Raw genomic sequence first — 16995 nt, forward strand, 5'->3', positions numbered from 1 at the left:
CGATGACGATCGCCATGCTGATGGCCAACACCGCCATCGCCGCCCATCGCAAGGCCGGCAGGACGCCGCCGACGTTTTGACGAAATGCCGCCGGAGCGGGACCGACAAAAATCGTCAGGATCAGCTTGCCACGGCGCAAAAGACGAATATAGTCAGGAAATAAATATTCCGTACAGGAAATAAGAGGGAACCGAAAATGACTCTATCTTGGCGTTTCTCCGCCTTGGCGGATCGGCATCGCGCTCTTGGATCGAAGCTCGAGGACTGGAGCGGCATGGGAACCGCCTGGACCTACGAGAAGGACATGTCGGAGGAGCATGTCGCGATCCGCACGAGGGCCGGCATCATGGATGTCTCGGGCCTCAAGAAAGTCCATCTCGTCGGTCCGCATGCCGTTGCCGTGCTCGACTATATCACCACCCGCGATATGGCCAAGATCTATCCGGGCCGCTCGGTTTACGCCTGCATGCTGAACGACAAGGGCTATTTCACCGACGATTGCATTGTCTATCGCACCGGACCCAATTCCTGGATGCTCGTGCATGGCTCCGGTTCCGGCCATGAAGAGGTCGTCAAGCAGGCAGCAGGCCGCAATTGCGCCGTTCTCTTCGACGACGACCTGCATGATCTGTCGCTGCAGGGCCCGATCGCGGTCGACTATCTCGCGAAATATGTGCCCGGAATCCGCGACCTCAAATATTTCCATCACATGCAGACGACGCTGTTCGGCGCACCCGTGATGATCTCGCGCACCGGTTATACGGGCGAACGCGGCTACGAAATCTTCGTCCGCGGACAGGACGCCGTCATGGTCTGGGACCGCATTGTCGCGGAAGGCAAGGAGATGGGCATCATCCCCTGCTGCTTCAGCGTTCTCGACATGCTGCGCGTCGAAAGCTACCTGCTCTTCTACCCCTACGACAATTCGCAGATGTATCCCTTTGCCGACCAGCCCCCCGGCGACAGCCTCTGGGAGCTCGGCCTCGATTTCACCGTCAGCCCCGGCAAGACCGGCTTCCGCGGCGCGGAAGAGCATGCGCGCCTGAAAGGCAAGGAGCGCTTCAAGATCTTCGGCATGCTGATCGATGCCGACGGTCCGGCCGATCTCGGAGACGAGGTCTTCGCCGACGGCAAAAAGGTCGGCGTCATCACCTGCCCCTGCTATTCGACGCTGACGAAAAAATCCATGGCGATCGCCCGCCTGGACGTCGACAAGGCTGTTCCGGGCACGCGGCTCGAAGTGCGCGGCAAGACCCTCAAGGCGAGCGCGATTGCCCATACGCTGCCCTTCGACGATCCGGAAAAGAAGAAGAGGACGGCGATCGGTTAAGGAGGCTCGCCCATGCTCGTCGAAGGCATCAAGAGCCGGCCGGTCTACAGGGGGCTTCTCATTCGGCCGCGTGCCCGGCGGCATATCTTCGCGCTCGAAGGGGAGGGGGCAAATGCACTCCTCGACCAGGCGGCCGCGCTTGATGAAACGGCGCTTGCCCGCAGCGAGATCCTCTATGTTGCCCGCGGCTCGCAGGGCACCGGGCATGATGAGGCGCTCAACCGACTTGGCGCCGACATGTTCTTCGTCGCGCCGACGATCGCGACCCTGCTCTTCCGGCTGCGGGGTTCGCTCGCGACCGCGCGGATGGGCACGCAGCTCTACATCGCCGGCACTGAAGGCTTCATCGGCCAGGCGATGATGGTGGCCCTCGACTACGGCATGGACCATGCCTCGATCATCACCGAACATCGCGGCTCGCTGGCGCGGCGCGTACAATGCGTCCATTGCAAGGGCATCACCGAGGATGTCACTCACAGCCCCTTCGCCTGCAGCCATTGCGGGCTCTCGCTGCTGGTGCGCGACCACTATTCGCGCCGGCTCGGAGCGTTCCAAGGGGTCAACATCGATGCCGAAGAACCGGGAAGCGTTCCTGATCCGGAGGGATTGTTCCTATGAGCGGCGGGACCGAAATTCCCGTCCGCGTGGCACGGGTCACCGCGATCGCCGAGCGCGTCAAGCGCTTCCGCTTCGAGCGCCTCGACGGCCTGCCGATGCCCTATTTCTCCGGGGGCGCCCATGTCATCATCTCGATGAACGACGACGGCCACGTCCGCCGCAACGCCTACTCGCTGATGTCGCCGCCGCATGATTGCTCGGCTTACGAAATCAGCGTCCTGCGCGTCGAGGATTCGCGTGGCGGCTCAGCCTTCATGCATGAGAGGGTGCGGGAAGGCGACCTGATGAAGATCTCCTATCCCGTCAACCTCTTCCAGCCGGATTGGCGCGGTCGCAAGCACCTGCTGATCGCCGGTGGCATCGGCATTACGCCCTTCATGGCCATGATGGAGCAGTTTGCGCGCGAGGGCGCGAATTTCGAGCTGCATTATGCCATTCGCACCCGCGATCGCGGCGCCTATTGCAAAGAGCTGGTCGCCCGCTACGGCCCGCATCGGGTGAAGATCTATTGCGACGCCGAGGGTGCGACAATGCCGCTTGCGCGGCTGCTCGACAGTCAGCCGCTCGGAACGCATCTCTATGTCTGCGGCCCGTCCGGCATGATCGACGGTGTGCTGAGGGCGGGGCTTGAAGCAGGTTGGCCGGAACAGAACCTGCATTCCGAGCGGTTCCTGGCGCCCTTGCCCGGCAAGCCTTTCACCATCGATCTGGTCCGGTCCGGCAAGTCCGTACATGTCGGCCATCACGACAGCATGCTGGAGGCGATCGAGGCGGCGGGCGTCGACGCGCCCTTCCTCTGTCGGGGCGGTGCCTGCGGACAGTGCGAGACGGCGGTCGCTGCCTGCGAGGGCAAGCTTCTGCACAACGACGTCTATCTGACCGACGAGGAAAAGGCGGGCGGCCGCAAGGTGATGATCTGTGTCTCCCGCTTCGAGGGGAAGACGCTGCGCCTCGACCTCTAGGCCTTAGATCAGGATGATTTCAGGCCAAATCGGCCTGAAATCATCCTGATCTAAATCAAATAGTTAGAGCGGGATTTCGGCCGAAAACCGCACACACTTTTCGGCATCCCGCTCTAGAGCGGAATAAGGAGAACGGACATGGCCATCGCCTTCAAGCAGGAAACCTTCCGCGACGATTTCACCTATCGCAACAGTCCGGAGAATATCCGGCGCTTCCCGTTTCCCTTCGATCGCGACGAATACATGTATTCGGTCAACATGGAACCGCATGTAAAGGGTCGCGAGGGTACGGTTTTCGAAAGCCTGATCGATGTCGACGAACACTATGTCGCCGAGATGCACGATCGGGCGCTGGTGCTGAAAGAGGACCCGCTGCGTTACCAGGCGCTGCCGCATATGATGACGGCGCAATGGGATACACTGGAACTGCTGATGGAGGAGCAGGCCGCCGGCTACCCCGAGCATTTCACTCTGATCAGGAATGGCGATCAGTGGCGCTGGATCAACCGGCCGCTCGGCATCGACGATACTTTCACTTTCGGAGATGCCTCGACGCTGCCCTACGAGCCCCTCGAATACATCACCCGCCAGGCGCAGGGCGATTTCTGCATCGTCGACCAGCGCGACGGCAATCTCTGGATGGATGCCGGCATGGTGACGACCCAGGCCGACTGGTCACTCGATTTTGACATCGGCATGAACTTCATGGAATGGCATGGACCGGTGCCGCTCGCTCACCAGATCGGCATCTTCGACCGCGCGCTGAAGTTCCTTTTAAACCTGCAGCAGGGCAAGCCGACGCGCCGCTTCAACTGGACGATGACAATCAATCCGCGTCTCGACACCAGCCCGGAGAACTATCCGAAATGGGGGCCGGACCGGGCGACCGTGACGCCGGAAAATGTCGGCGAGAAAGTGCATCTGCGCGTCGAGCTGCAGAGCCTCTGGCGCCTGCCGCGCTCGAACGGCATCCTCTTCGTCATCCGCTGCTACCTGATGAACATGAGCGAACTGGTGACCGTGCCGAAATGGGCGCGGCGCATGCCGCGGGTGCTGAGGACCCTGCCGCCGGAGCTCGTCGACTACAAAGGGCTCACCCGCTACCGCGAGGACACCATCAACTGGCTTTCAAAATATGATGACGGAGCACCGACCAGCCCCGGCATCTTCCCGGACTGACGCGCGGGAGACGCGCCGAAGAATGCAATACAGGAAGAGGGGAATGTTTCATGACAAGAGTTGCCGTCATCGGCGCCGGTCCCTCGGGGCTGGCACAGCTGCGCGCCTTCCAGTCCGCCGCCCAGAAGGGTGCGGAGATCCCGGAGATCGTCTGCTTTGAAAAGCAGTCCGACTGGGGCGGGCTTTGGAACTATACCTGGCGCACCGGTCTCGACGAATATGGCGAGCCGGTCCACGGCAGCATGTATCGCTATCTTTGGTCGAACGGCCCGAAGGAATGCCTGGAATTTGCCGATTATTCCTTCGAGGAGCATTTCGGCAAGCCGATCGCCTCTTATCCGCCGCGCGCCGTACTCTGGGATTACATCAAGGGCCGCGTCGAGAAGGCGAATGTCCGACATTGGGTCCGCTTCAATACGCCGGTGCGCATGGTCCGCTTCGACGAGGCGACGAAAAAGTTCACGGTGACGGCGCATAACCGCGTCGAGGACCGCATGTACGACGAGGAATTCGACTATGTCGTCGTCGCAACTGGTCATTTTTCGACGCCGAACGTGCCCTATTTCGAGGGTGTCAGAACCTTCAACGGCCGCGTGCTGCATGCCCACGACTTCCGTGACGCGCTAGAGTTCAAGGGCAAGGACATCCTCATCGTCGGCCGCAGCTATTCGGCCGAGGATATCGGTTCGCAATGCTGGAAATACGGCGCCAAATCGGTGACGACAAGCTACCGCTCCAAGCCGATGGGCTTCAATTGGCCGGAGAATTTCGAAGAGCGCCCGCTTCTGGTTAGGCTGGAAAACAAGACGGCACACTTCCTCGACGGCTCGAAAAAGGATGTCGATGCGCTGATCCTGTGCACCGGATACCAGCACCATTTCCCCTTCCTGCCTGATGACCTCAGGCTGAAGACCGCCAATCGCCTCTGGGCAGACAGCCTCTACAAAGGGGTGATCTTCGACAAGAACCCGCAGCTTTTCTATATCGGCATGCAGGACCAGTTCTACACCTTCAACATGTTCGACGTGCAGGCCTGGTGGGCGCGCGATGTCATGATGGGCCGCATCACGCTGCCGCCGGAAGAGGAACTGAAGGCGAATTTCGATATGTGGCGCGCCCGTGAAGAGACGTTCGAGGATGCCGAGCAGATGATCTGGTACCAGGGCGATTATGTGAAGGAACTGCTCGCCGAAACGGATTATCCGAGCTTCGACATCGAAGGCGTCAACCGCACCTTCATGGAATGGGAGCACCACAAGGCGAAAAACATCATGGGTTTCCGCGACCACGCCTATCGCTCGCTGATAACAGGCACAATGTCGCCGAAGCACCATACCCCCTGGATCGATGCCCTCGACGATTCGATGGAGGAATATCTTCGCAACTGACGGCTTACCAAATCCTCGCGTAACCGGAAGGGGTCGTTCGTCGCGGCCCCTTGCCGGCGTGTTTGAAATGAGACGAAGCATGCACCCTATCTGCAACTCTCTCTTCGAGCTTGGCCTTCATGGATTTTCTAACAAGCATTCTCGGTCGCATGAGCGGCTTTCTCTATCGTTGCCGCGCGGATGAAAACTACACGATGCTGGAAATGACCAACGGCGTCGAACGCATCTTCGGCTACCCCGCCGATGAGATCATCGGTAACCGGACGCGAACCTTCACCTCCATCATGTACGAGGAGGACGTCCCGCTCATGGACCAGGTGGTCGGCATGGCGCTGGAAAAGCGGACGGACTGGACGATGGAGTACCGCATCCGCCACAGCGACGGCCACCTGATCTGGGTGACGGAGACGGGCGGCGGCGTCTGGGACAATAGTGGCGAACTGCTCTATCTCGAGGGCAGCATCATCAACATCGAGTCGCTCTACCAGCGCATCGACGAGCAGACCGCCGACATGCGCGTCACCGCGTCAAAGACCAACGAGATCCTGCAGTCGCTGCGCTATCTGAAGCTGCTTGCCGTCAATGCCGGCATTGAGGCGGCGAGGGCAGGGACCGCGGGGTCGGGCTTCGCCGTTCTGGCAGCCGAAATGCGCCAGCTTGCCAATTCCTCGGAGGAAGCGGCGCGCGCGATCACCAATGCCCAGCGCAAGAGCGAATGATTTTGGTATGTTAGGGCTTAGGCGTGCTGATGAACGCACAAGAATACCCTGCACAAATGCTTGAGAGTTTGCCATCAATGATATATATGCAATCAATGATGGATTGAGGAAACATATGGCCAGCATGACCATTCGCAATCTCGATGAGAGATTGAAGCAGCGGCTTCGCGTGCGGGCAGCGACGCACGGCCGATCCATGGAGGATGAGGCACGTGATATCTTGCGTGCCGCGCTTGCGACGACTGACCTGCCGGCACGTAATCTCGCCGAAGCAATTCGTGCTCGATTGCAGCCGACCGGCGGCGTTGAGCTTGACCTCCCGGTCCGAGAGCCGATCCGCGAGGCACCGGATTTCGGCGCGTGATCATTCTCGACACCAACGTTATCTCGGAACTGCTGACACCAGCACCGAACCCTGCGGTGATCGAGTGGCTTGCGGCACAGCACCCTTCATCGGTTTTCACGACCGCGGTCACCGAGGCGGAAATCCTTTACGGATTGCGCCTTCTGCCCGAGGGGCGCCGACGGCGTGATCTGGAGGAGGCGATCTTGCCGATTTTCAGCGAGGATTTTGGCGGACGGGTATTGCCATTCGATCGCGACGCCGCCGACGTTTACGCCGCGATTGCGGTCGATCGCCGAAAGGCTGGTCGGCCCATCAGCCAGTTCGACGCCCAAATCGCAGCCATTGCGATTTCACGCGGCGCATCACTGGCAACTCAGAACGTGTCGGATTTCGAGGGCATCGGTCTACAGATCGTCAATCCGTGGAAGGAGCGATAGGCGATATGCTAGTCCAACGAGTGGAGACCAGGCGGACAACCCGCGCTATAACCGGATGGCGTTGCTTTCGCACGCCTTGCGGTAATGGATTAGCTCTCAGCAATCAAGGACTCGTCAGGCTGTTAAACCGTCCAGAATTAGCTGCTATGTATGGTTGGAAACAGACGGTTCCCAGAAATCAAGGTCACCAGATGAGCGACAACGTCATCAAATTCCGCAAACCGACACCCCCAAGGAAGCCGCGACCCGGCCTGCGGAAAGCTTTGACAATCATTGGGGTGATCGCAGCCTTCGTTATCGTATGGGGCTATTTCACGCTCGTTGGCTGAGCGCTGTTGCGGGCATTTTGCGGAACCAAGCAGTTGAGAGGACAGAGATCCTTCGTCCTCTCGCCGACAAATGGACCTTCCTTTCCTCCCATCACGCTGCTCCGCCGGCACGCGACGCAGCCTTCATCAACTGGATCAGCTTCGCGCGGATCTCAGGCTTGGTAATTCGGCAAAACGTGTTTGGTCCCGGCATTTGATGGTGCATTATTTTCCCACGCTTGCAGGGACGCATTATAGGACAAGTTCTACACGGCAGCGCCACAACGACTGAGGCAATCCGTCGACGCCGGCGATCGTCGGCATCTTTGCTTGGCTTGTCAGGGAAAGGGAAGCGCTCCCCCCGGCAAGGACAAAGATCTTTCTCCCAATCCTTCGGCCGTCACAGGCCGCCAAGGGCGACCGCGCAATGCCTGCCGAACTGACTGCACCGCTCACGAGCCGAATTTCGTGAAAGTAATCGAAGGATAGACATCCGGCATGACGCTCCTCATGAGGTCACGCTCGGCAGGCGTCGCTTCCGATCCTACTGCGCGTGGGTCGCTGCGCGTGCCGTCCAGCCGGATGTACCCCGCGTCAACAATCTGTCCCGGCCCGATCGTGATCGTACTCTCACCCCCGAATGGGCGGACATAGCTGAGCGCTCTACCGAAAACCCCATCATGGTCACCTCCTGCTTCGATGGTGACATTATCATAGCCGCATGTCGCGTACGTGATGACGTAGCGACCAGGGGCAACAGGCACGAACCATCTTGCATATTTTTGAGCGGTCGCAGAGAACAACTGACCGAGGACCAGTTTGTTTGGGTTCTGCAGACGATACGCAACTGCGGAACCGACAGACTGAGGCGGCTCCGACTCGTCTGGCTTTCCCGCATTGATCCTGCGCAGCGTGATGTAGCCGCTACAATTTACGTCGCCGAACATCGGCGAATCCACCATCCGCACAAGAAGGAGGGCGCCTTTCTCCTTCTTGTTTGCGAAAATCTGGGCCGACCCTTCATGTTGTAAGGCAGCAACCTTCGCTGGATCCGGCGTCCCAGCGCAACCGGCCAAAAGGCCCGCGATACACCAAACGCCAACAGTCTTTAAACGCATCCTTGGGTTCTTTCTCAACTGGAGTATGCCGATCTTTGCAGCCTTGGCCGGTCCTTCGGCCAACGATTGAGCCGCATGACGAATGACAACAATCCGACGCGATTTCGCCCGGTCGAATCGCCATCACCTTTGCGTCCGGCTCTAGTCGTCTCACTGGCGACTGGAGCCAGGCTGAAGCCGGCCTTCGCCGGTCTCGGGCACGGGCATGGACTGGGGCATCCAATTCTGGGCTTGCCGACATTTGGCAACTGGAAGCAATCGGAATCGCCTAGGGGCATGAGATAAGCCCTTGCGGAGTGCGTCGAGGCCATCGATGTACGGCAAGAGACTTTCAGGCCCTCACGGCTGATCCCCAGATCACGAAGCTGGTCATCCATCCGTTTCCCCGAGAGCGCGGCGCTGAAGCCACCGATCCGGCCGGATGCAGAAGATCGTCCGGACCATATGTGCAAGCCATGACATGCCTGCTCATCCATGCTTTCGAGCAGGCAGCGTCATGGCGATGACGCCGGCCACCACGCAAGCCAAGCCGATCCACGCGGTCGAGGACGGCGCTTCTCCGAGAAACAGGACGCCGATCGCAACGCCGATCGGCACCCGAAGATAGGCTTGCGCCGTCGTGCCGACGGAACCAAGCGTTTGCACGAGCCGGAAATAGATTACGAAAGCCAGCGCCGTTGAGAAGACCGAGAGAGCAAGGAGCGCGAGCACGGAATCGGCGCTTGGGACCAAGGTCCATGGGCGCTCTACAATGATACTGGCCGGAATGAGGATCACCGCGCCGCAGATTAGCGAGCCAGCGGCGGGCACCATCGGATCGAGCCCCTTGAAGTTCTTGCCGAAGATCGCGGCCCCGGCATAGCAGATCGTGGCGGCGACAATGGCGAGTTGCGCTCCTAGTTCATGTCCAAAGCCACCGAGGGCTTCGACGCCGACGATCAGGGATGTTCCAATCAGTCCCGCCGCCACGCCAAACAGCTTACGCCTCGTGACAGCTTCATGACGCGTGATCAATGCCGTCAGCAGGAAAGCGAAGATTGGTGAGGTGGAATTTAGGATAGTCGCAAGACCCGCGTCTGTCGTCTGTTCGGCCCACGCGATCAGAGTGAAGGGCACGACGCTATTGAGGCGGGCCTGAAACAGGAAGCGCTTCCAAGTCTGTGGATGGCTTGGTAGCTTCAGCCCGCGCAGTCGGAGAACGGCGACAAGAATAGCCCCGCCAATAAAGGTTCTGGCGGCGATCAGCGTGACCGGCGAGATGGTTTCGACGCCGATCTTGATGAAGGTGTAGGACGCGCCCCAAAGCGTCGAAAGAGCCAGAAGCAGCGCCAGTTCCGTTGCCATGTTCGTCGTGCCGAGCATAGTATTCCCGTTCTTGCTGGTGCACTTCTACCCTCCTTTTTAGCGGAAACCGGGAATGGAATGTTTCGATAGTGGCCGAACTGTCGAGCGCCGACGGCCTACAGCGCCGTGCGTCTTATCAGACGCACAAAGGTCGCTGTAGCACCTTGAATTGCTGCATGTTTCTATCCTTAAATCGGCTCCGATTTAAGGAGACATGCCGCCATGGCCGGAAAGTGGTGGACCCACAGTTGTGGCTGTTGTTTTCGTTGCCGCAAAACCACTGCACACTTTTGCGCGACATGCATCAGGAACGCGGCCTCGTCTTCTGCGGATCGTAATGCGAGAGCGGCACGATGACGGCTGGCAGGCGCTTCTGGTGGCCGTCGAGCTTGCCGATCTCCACCGCTGTGCCGACATCGGCATGGGTGACATCGATGCGGGCGAGTGCAATCGTTTTGCCGAGGATCGGCGATCGGGTGGCGCTGGTGATGACGCCGACCTGGGCTCGGCCGATATGGATGCAGTCGCCATGGCCGACCGCCTCGTTTGCCTGCACGTCAAGGCCGACCATCCGGTGGCGCGGGTGCTCCTTGCGCCGGATCAGCGCCTCGCGGCCGATGAAGTCGTCGGCCTTGGATTTGAGCGGCACCGTGAAGCCGATGCCGGCCTCGAACGGGTCCGTCTGATCGTCGAATTCGTGATGCGCGAAAATCAAGCCGGCTTCGATGCGCAACATGTCCAGAGCCTCGAGCCCCATCGGCTTCAGCCCATAGGGTTGGCCGGCTTGCCAGACGGCGTCGAAGACGGTCAGCGCATCCTTCGGATGGCAGAAGATCTCATAGCCGAGTTCGCCGGTGTAACCGGTGCGCGATACGACAACCGGCGCGCCTTCGAAACCGCCGATGCGGCCGACGGTTAAGCGGAACCATTCGAGCTCTCCGATCGTCGGCTGGCGCGGCGCCGTCCAGATGATCTCCTTCAGGATGTCGCGGCTGTCAGGACCTTGCAGCGCGATATTGTGCATCTGGTCTGTCGAGGAACGGACCCAGGCCTTGAAGCCCTTCTTCTCCGCCTGTTCGCGCAGCCAGATGCCGCTATAGTCATCGCCGCCGATCCAGCGGAAATTCTTGTCGCCGAGACGGAAGAGCGTACCGTCATCGATCATGCCGCCGTGTTCGTAACACATGGCGGAGTAGACGACCTGGCCGGTCGAAAGCTTGCGCACGTCGCGCGTCAGGCAATATTGCAGCAGTTCCTCGGCATCCGGTCCGGTTACCTCGAACTTGCGCAGCGGTGAGAGATCGATAACGGCAGCACGTTCGCGGCAGGCCCAATATTCCTCGATAGGGCCTTCGGCGGCGAAACGGTTCGCCAGCCAGTAGCCCCGGTATTCGCTGTAATCCCGCGTCATGGCAGAGAGGCGGGGATGGAATGCGGTTTCGCGGGTCATTTCGGCGTCCGAGTCAGGGGTCATGCGATAGGCTACCGCTCGTGTGAATTTCTCTTTTCCGGAAAAGGTGCGGACGTGGATATCCGTCGGATCCCAGCCATTTGCCGCGTCAATATCGTCGGGGCAGGACGAGGAGACGCAGACAAGGTCGCTCAGGGCCCGCATCAGCACGTAATCGCCCGGCCGTGACCACGGCTCGTCGAGGTAGAGCTGGTTGTTGTGGTCGATATTCGTATTGTAGAAATAGTTGAGCGCCTCCCAGCCCTTGCGGCCGGGAATTCCGTAGGGCGCCAGCGCCGCATTGAAATTGTCGGTGCAGTTCACATGCCCCGGATAGCCCATATCGTCGTAGTAGCGTGAATTGCAGGCGGTCGCAAAGGCGTCGTGGCGGCCGACCGTATCCTGCACGATCTCCACCAGCGGCTCGAAGTCACGGTCGAAGGCCTTCGATGGCAGGCCGGGCGCCGGATAGCTGCGACCGAGCAGCGTGCGCGTCACCGTCGAATCAAGCGCCAGATCGAGACCCTTGTCGATCTTGCGGGCGGCAAAGGCCTGAAAATCGGTGCATTGGCGTCCATAGACGTCGATGATCTGGATGAATTCGCCGGCGCGCACGAAATAGGCCGAAGCGGTCGCAGCCTTGATGCGAATATCCTCGATCGGATCCGCCATCGGCTCGGGGAGAGCGGAGGCGTAATCGCGGATCAAAACGCTTCGCCTGATGCGCACTTCGATCGGCGTTGCCGTATCCTGCGCTTCCGGCGACATCGCGGCCGCGGGAGCCGCGACGATCAGAAGACCTGCGATGCTGATCGTAAATTCTGCCCGGCTGCCGGGTGTCGATCCGTCGCCGAAGATGCGTAGCGCCCCGGCCGTCGCAAGGTCGGCTCCACGCCTTTCGAGAGCGCTGCGTGTGCGCACGGCGCTTTCCTCTTCACCGCTCAGAATTGCCTTCAGCCCTTCGGCGGAATTGGTGAAGGCCGTGCTGAGGCCGGCGGCAAGGAAGCGCCCGGTCTCGTCGAGGAAGGTGATCTCGCAGACCTGTCCGCCCTCGCTGTCGATCGCCGTCACATGGTCGCCCGGCGCGACGCCCACCACAAGCGAGCCGCCGCCTCTGGCGCGATAGCGCTCCGTTCCCTGCGGCAGGGCTGGGATCCCGGGATAGCGGACAAGGCTTGTAGATGCGGGCCGAATGCCTGCCGTGATCGGGTGAAGATCTCGCATTATGCCCTCATGGGATTGGCATGCGCTCTGGCTGGAGAACGCAGGTTATAAAATGCCCGGAGAAAGTAAAGCGCATATTGACTAAAAAGAAAATATCTTCACTATGCATAAAGGCTCAGACTTGGCATTCCGCAAGGGAACGCGGATCAGGAAAAGCGCCGGGCGGGCTCGAGAAATGCCGAGGGAGGCACGTTCAGGGAGACGTACGAAAGATACGTCCCGACAATACTATGGGGAATTTCACCGATGACAGACGTAGTCGAGGCCGGGATTTCAGCCGGCACCGAAGGTAAGCTTATACGCGCCCTGGACTGGAAGGGCGCATTCTGGGTGGCTGCGGGCGTGCCGCCGCTCGTTCTCTTTTCCATCGGCGGCATTGCGGGCACCACGGGCAAGCTCGCCTTTGCCGTCTGGATCATCTCCATGATCATGGGCTTCCTGCAATCCTTCACCTATGCGGAGATTGCCGGCATGTTCGGCAACAAATCCGGCGGCGCGTCCGTCTATGGCGCAACGGCCTGGTTGCGCTATTCGAAGTTCATCGCGCCGCTTTCCGTCTGGTGCAACTGGTTTGCCTGGTCGCCGGTGCTTTCGCTCGGTTGCGCCATTGCGGCCGGCTATATTCTCAATGCATTTTTCCCGATCCCGGCGGCGGATTCGCAGGCGGTCCTCGATTGGATCAGCGCGCATGCCGCCTCCGTTACGGCCGATAGCCCCCGTGTGGCCGAATATATCGCAGCCCATGCCGGCACGACACCGGACGACGCGGTCAAGGCGCTCATCAGCGCCGATGGCGTCGCGGCGCTGACGCCGGCGATTCGCACCTGGTCGCTTGCGAGCTTCGGCATTCCCTTCCTTGCCACTGCCAACATCAATGCCACCTTCTTCATCGGCGGCATCCTGATGCTGATCATCTTCGCAATCCAGCATCGCGGCATTTCGGAAACCGCAAGCGTCCAGAAGTGGCTGGCGATCATCGTTCTGGTGCCGCTGCTCATCATCGGCATCTATCCGATCGTGAGCGGCCAGATCGTCGCCGCCAACGTCACCGGCCTCGTGCCGCCGACGGCCGCCTATTCCGGCGCTGACGGCACGTGGGGGAATGGCGGTTGGACGCTCTTCCTCGGTGGCCTCTATATCGCCGCCTGGTCGACCTACGGCTTCGAAACGGCGGTCTGCTATACCCGCGAGCTCAAGAACCCGAAGACGGATACGTTCAAGGCGATCTTCTATTCCGGCCTTGCCTGCTGCCTGTTCTTCTTCCTCGTGCCCTTTGCCTTCCAGGGCGTGCTAGGCCATGCCGGCATGCTGGCACCCGGCATCGTCGACGGAACGGGCGTTGCAGAAGCACTCGGCGGCCTGATCGGCGCCGGCCGCGTCGTCACGCAGTTGCTCGTCATCCTCATGATCATGGCGCTCTTCCTGGCCATCATGACGGCAATGGCGGGCTCTTCACGCACGCTCTATCAGGGTTCGAAGGACGGCTGGCTGCCGAAGTATCTGGACCACGTCAACGAGAACGGCGCGCCGACGCGTGCGATGTGGACGGACTTTGCCTTCAACCTCTTCCTGCTGGCAATCGCATCGGATACCGGCGGCTACTTCTTCGTGCTCGCCGTCTCGAACGTCGGCTACATCATCTTCAACTTCCTGAACCTGAACTCCGGCTGGATCCACCGCATCGATTCCGGCCATATCGAACGGCCCTGGAAGGCGCCGACGTGGCTGATCGGCCTCAACACCGTTCTCGCCTTCGTCAATGCGCTGTTCCTCGGCGCCGGCGCCAAGGTCTGGGGTTACGCCAACGCGCTCTGGGTCGGCTTCATCTTTGCCGCGCTGATCCTGCCGGTCTTCGCCTATCGCCACTATGTGCGCGACGGCGGCAAGTTCCCGGCCGGTGCGATGGAGGACCTTGGCCTTGCCGGCCAGGATCTCGGCGTGAAGAAAGCGGGCAACCTCCCATATCTCGCCCTTCTCGGCGGATTGGCGATCGTGCTCATCGCAAACTGGATATTCCAGCTTCCGGCATGACTCACGTTAGCGGGGCCGCAGTTCATGTGCGGCCCCGCAACCGGTCATTGCGCCTGGGCGCCGTCGGGAACCACAACAAGTTTGCCGACAAAGTTCTTGGCCATGAAATCCGTCTGGGCGCGATGAAAATCCGAGAGCGGATAGGTGCCGCCAACGAGCGGACGGACCTTGCCGTCTTCGATGTATCCAACCAGGCGACGGAAATCGGCGCGGCTGCCCTGGCTCGAGCCATGCAGTTCCAGCTGTTTCAGGTACATGGTCCTGAGGTCGAGCTGCACGACCGGCCCTGCGATGGCGCCCGCCGTGGTGTAGCGGCCCTCAGGTCGAAGGATTTTCAGAAGATCGTTGAAGAGCGAGCCGCCGACGAGATCCGCGACCACGTCGATCGGCTGGCCTCCGGCAGCCGCGTAAACGGCTTCGACAAGATCCCCCTTGCCGCGCGTCACCACCGCCGCAGCGCCGATATCGAGCATCGCGGCTTCCTTGCCGGGCCCTGCGACCGCGACAGGGATGGCGCCACGGGCGCGGGCGAGCTGAATGATCGCCGAGCCGACGCCGCCCGAGGCGCCGGTAACGAGCACGCGTTCGCCCGCCGAAAGCCTTGCCCGCTCCAGCATTCGTTCGCCGGTTAGGTAGGCGCAGCAGAAAGTGGCAAGCTCGATATCGGTCAGATCGGTTGCGACGACGTGGGCGTTCTCGGCAGGCAGCGTCATGTATTCGGCATAGCCGCCATCGCGGCCGTGGCCCATGTAATCGATGTCGGCGAGACTGTCGTCATCACGGTTATAGATCGAGAAATCGACCATGACGCGTTCGCCGATCCGCGCCTCGTCGATGCCGTCGCCGACGGCAACGATATGGCCGACGGCATCGGTCCCTTGAATGCGCGGGAAGCTGAGCGTGTTGCCCTGGCGCCGCCAGGTGGAAACGGCTGACGGATCGTCTTCGGTGCCGTAGGCGCCCTGGCGGACCCAGACGTCGGTATTGTTCATGCCGCAGGCGGTGATGCGGATCAGCACCTCGCCCGCCGCAGGCGTCGGGACGGGAACGTCCCTCCTATAGACAAGCTTATCCAATCCGCCGTGGCCGGTCAGCAATACCGCAGCCATCTTTTCCGGGATCATCATACCGTTCTCCTTCATAGCGCCTTGAAAACGGTATCGATCGCCTCGCTCGTGGCCTTGACGACGATGTCGGCCTCCTCGCGCGTCAGGCAGAGCGGCGGGGCGAAGCCGAGGATGTCACCCTGCGGCATGGCACGGCCGATGACGCCGCGTTCCAGAAGGGCGCTCGCGACCTGCGGGCCGATCTTTTTTGCCGGATCGAAGAACCTGCGGTCGTCCCTGTCCTCGACGAATTCCACCGCCGCCATCAGGCCGTCACCGCGAACCTCGCCGACATTTCGGTGGCCACCGACCGCTTTTGCGAGTTCGGAGCGGAAATAGGCGCCGGTCGAGCCGGCGTTTTCGACAATGCCGAGCTCGTCGATCAGCTCCAGATTGGCGATGCCCGCGGCGGCGCAGATCGGATGGGAGGAATAGGTCCAGCCGTGACCGATGGCGCCCATCTGGTCCGAACCCTGCACCAGCGCTTGCCAGATCTTGTCCGACACAATCGTGCCGGAAAGGGGGGCATAGGCGGACGTCAGGCCCTTGGCGATGGTGATCAGGTCCGGCTTCATCCCGTAGTGATCCGAGCCAAACATAGTGCCGAGGCGGCCGAAGCCGGTGACGACCTCGTCGGCGACGAGCAGAATGTCGTATTTGTCGAGCACGGCCTGGATCTTCTGCCAGTAACCCGCCGGCGGCGGGACGATGCCGCCGGTACCGAGGATCGGTTCGCCGATGAAGGCTGCGACTGTTTCTGGGCCTTCGGCGAGGATCATCTCCTCGAGCTTGTCGGCGCAATATTGCGAGAACTGTTCCTCGCTCATCGAGCGGTCCGGACGGCGGAAGTAATAGGGGGCTTCGGTGTGCAGGATCGGCGCACGCGGCAGGTCGAAGGCCTTGTGGAAGAGTTCGAGGCCGGTAAGGCTGCCGGTCATGACGCCCGAGCCGTGATAGCCACGCCAGCGCGAGATGATCTTCTTCTTCTCCGGTCGTCCGAGGATGTTGTTGTAGTACCAGATGAGCTTGATGTTGGTCTCGTTGGCATCCGAGCCGGAGAGGCCGAAATAGACCCTGGACATGCCGGCGGGCGCCCGGTCGACGATCATCTTGGAAAGCCGGATCGAGGCTTCCGTGCCGTGGCCGACATAGGCGTGGTAATAGGCGAGATTTTTCGCCTGTTCGGCGATCGCATCGGCAATTTTCTGGCGGCCGTAGCCGACATTGACGCAATAGAGCCCTGCAAAGGCGTCCAGGCTCCTTCTGCCGTTCGTGTCGGTGATGTAGACGCCCTCACCGCCGGCGACCACGCGGGTTGGCGTCTCGCCGCGCGCGTGCATGCCCATATGGGTCGAGGGATGAAAGAAGTGATCGCGATCCCAGGCGGTGAGTTCGTTGCTTCTGTCGAGCATGTTGGTGATCCTCATGTCTTATT

Annotated in this window: 14 protein-coding genes; 9 read left to right on the forward strand and 5 right to left on the reverse strand. The window is 60.8% G+C overall.

What is annotated here, in order from left to right:
* Window positions 1–196 precede the first annotated feature (196 nt).
* The 8 genes from AAE029_RS27555 to AAE029_RS27590 all read left to right on the forward strand — a co-directional run bounded on the left by AAE029_RS27555 (window position 197) and on the right by AAE029_RS27590 (window position 6979).
* A complete protein-coding gene (locus AAE029_RS27555) occupies window positions 197–1330 on the forward strand; it encodes an aminomethyltransferase family protein (protein WP_371076098.1) in 1134 nt (377 codons plus the stop codon).
* Between the two features lie 12 nt (window positions 1331–1342).
* Window positions 1343–1948 carry a dimethylamine monooxygenase subunit DmmA family protein gene (locus tag AAE029_RS27560; RefSeq protein WP_371076099.1) on the forward strand — a complete coding sequence of 202 codons (606 nt, stop codon included), beginning with the start codon at window positions 1343–1345 and terminating at the stop codon, window positions 1946–1948.
* Entirely contained in the window at window positions 1945–2910 is a 966-nt protein-coding gene (locus AAE029_RS27565; RefSeq protein ID WP_371076100.1) for a 2Fe-2S iron-sulfur cluster-binding protein, read from the forward strand. The genes AAE029_RS27560 and AAE029_RS27565 overlap by 4 nt, the downstream gene beginning before the upstream one ends.
* A gap of 138 nt (window positions 2911–3048) precedes the next feature.
* On the forward strand, window positions 3049–4089 hold the full coding sequence (locus AAE029_RS27570; RefSeq protein WP_371076101.1) for a DUF3445 domain-containing protein: 1041 nt from the start codon (window positions 3049–3051) through the stop codon (window positions 4087–4089).
* 50 nt (window positions 4090–4139) lie between these two features.
* Window positions 4140–5477, forward strand: a complete 1338-nt coding sequence (locus tag AAE029_RS27575; RefSeq protein WP_371076102.1) for an NAD(P)-binding domain-containing protein — start codon at window positions 4140–4142, stop codon at window positions 5475–5477.
* A gap of 119 nt (window positions 5478–5596) precedes the next feature.
* Window positions 5597–6196, forward strand: coding sequence for a PAS domain-containing protein (locus tag AAE029_RS27580; protein WP_371076103.1), 600 nt, complete (start codon window positions 5597–5599; stop codon window positions 6194–6196).
* Between the two features lie 115 nt (window positions 6197–6311).
* A complete protein-coding gene (locus tag AAE029_RS27585; protein ID WP_371076104.1) occupies window positions 6312–6560 on the forward strand; it encodes a plasmid stabilization protein in 249 nt (82 codons plus the stop codon).
* Window positions 6557–6979 (forward strand): type II toxin-antitoxin system VapC family toxin, encoded by a 423-nt coding sequence (locus tag AAE029_RS27590; RefSeq protein ID WP_371076105.1) that lies wholly within the window; start codon window positions 6557–6559, stop codon window positions 6977–6979. Before AAE029_RS27585 ends, AAE029_RS27590 begins: the two co-directional genes overlap by 4 nt.
* A 760-nt stretch (window positions 6980–7739) precedes the next feature.
* Here AAE029_RS27590 and AAE029_RS27595 read toward each other — a convergent pair.
* From AAE029_RS27595 to AAE029_RS27605, 3 genes are all read right to left on the reverse strand, one after another.
* Complete coding sequence (locus tag AAE029_RS27595) at window positions 7740–8468, reverse strand: hypothetical protein (RefSeq protein WP_371076106.1); 729 nt, start codon at window positions 8466–8468, stop codon at window positions 7740–7742.
* 405 nt (window positions 8469–8873) lie between these two features.
* The gene (locus AAE029_RS27600) at window positions 8874–9767 is read right to left on the reverse strand and encodes a DMT family transporter (protein ID WP_371076107.1); all 894 of its coding nucleotides are present in this window, start codon (window positions 9765–9767) and stop codon (window positions 8874–8876) included.
* A gap of 286 nt (window positions 9768–10053) precedes the next feature.
* Window positions 10054–12423, reverse strand: coding sequence for a DUF1989 domain-containing protein (locus AAE029_RS27605; RefSeq protein ID WP_371076108.1), 2370 nt, complete (start codon window positions 12421–12423; stop codon window positions 10054–10056).
* A gap of 246 nt (window positions 12424–12669) precedes the next feature.
* Between AAE029_RS27605 and AAE029_RS27610 the strand changes: the two genes are divergently transcribed.
* On the forward strand, window positions 12670–14454 hold the full coding sequence (locus AAE029_RS27610; protein ID WP_371076109.1) for an APC family permease: 1785 nt from the start codon (window positions 12670–12672) through the stop codon (window positions 14452–14454).
* 44 nt (window positions 14455–14498) lie between these two features.
* On the opposite strand, the gene AAE029_RS27615 is transcribed toward AAE029_RS27610, so the two are convergent.
* Window positions 14499–15581: an alcohol dehydrogenase family protein gene (locus AAE029_RS27615; RefSeq protein ID WP_371076110.1), complete on the reverse strand. Its 1083-nt coding sequence runs from the start codon at window positions 15579–15581 to the stop codon at window positions 14499–14501.
* Window positions 15582–15592: 11 nt separating this feature from the next.
* On the reverse strand, window positions 15593–16972 hold the full coding sequence (locus AAE029_RS27620; RefSeq protein ID WP_371076111.1) for an aspartate aminotransferase family protein: 1380 nt from the start codon (window positions 16970–16972) through the stop codon (window positions 15593–15595).
* Between the last annotated feature and the right edge of the window lie 23 nt (window positions 16973–16995).

This window comes from Sinorhizobium sp. CB7 (genome assembly GCF_041357635.1).
Taxonomy (GTDB): domain Bacteria; phylum Pseudomonadota; class Alphaproteobacteria; order Rhizobiales; family Rhizobiaceae; genus Rhizobium.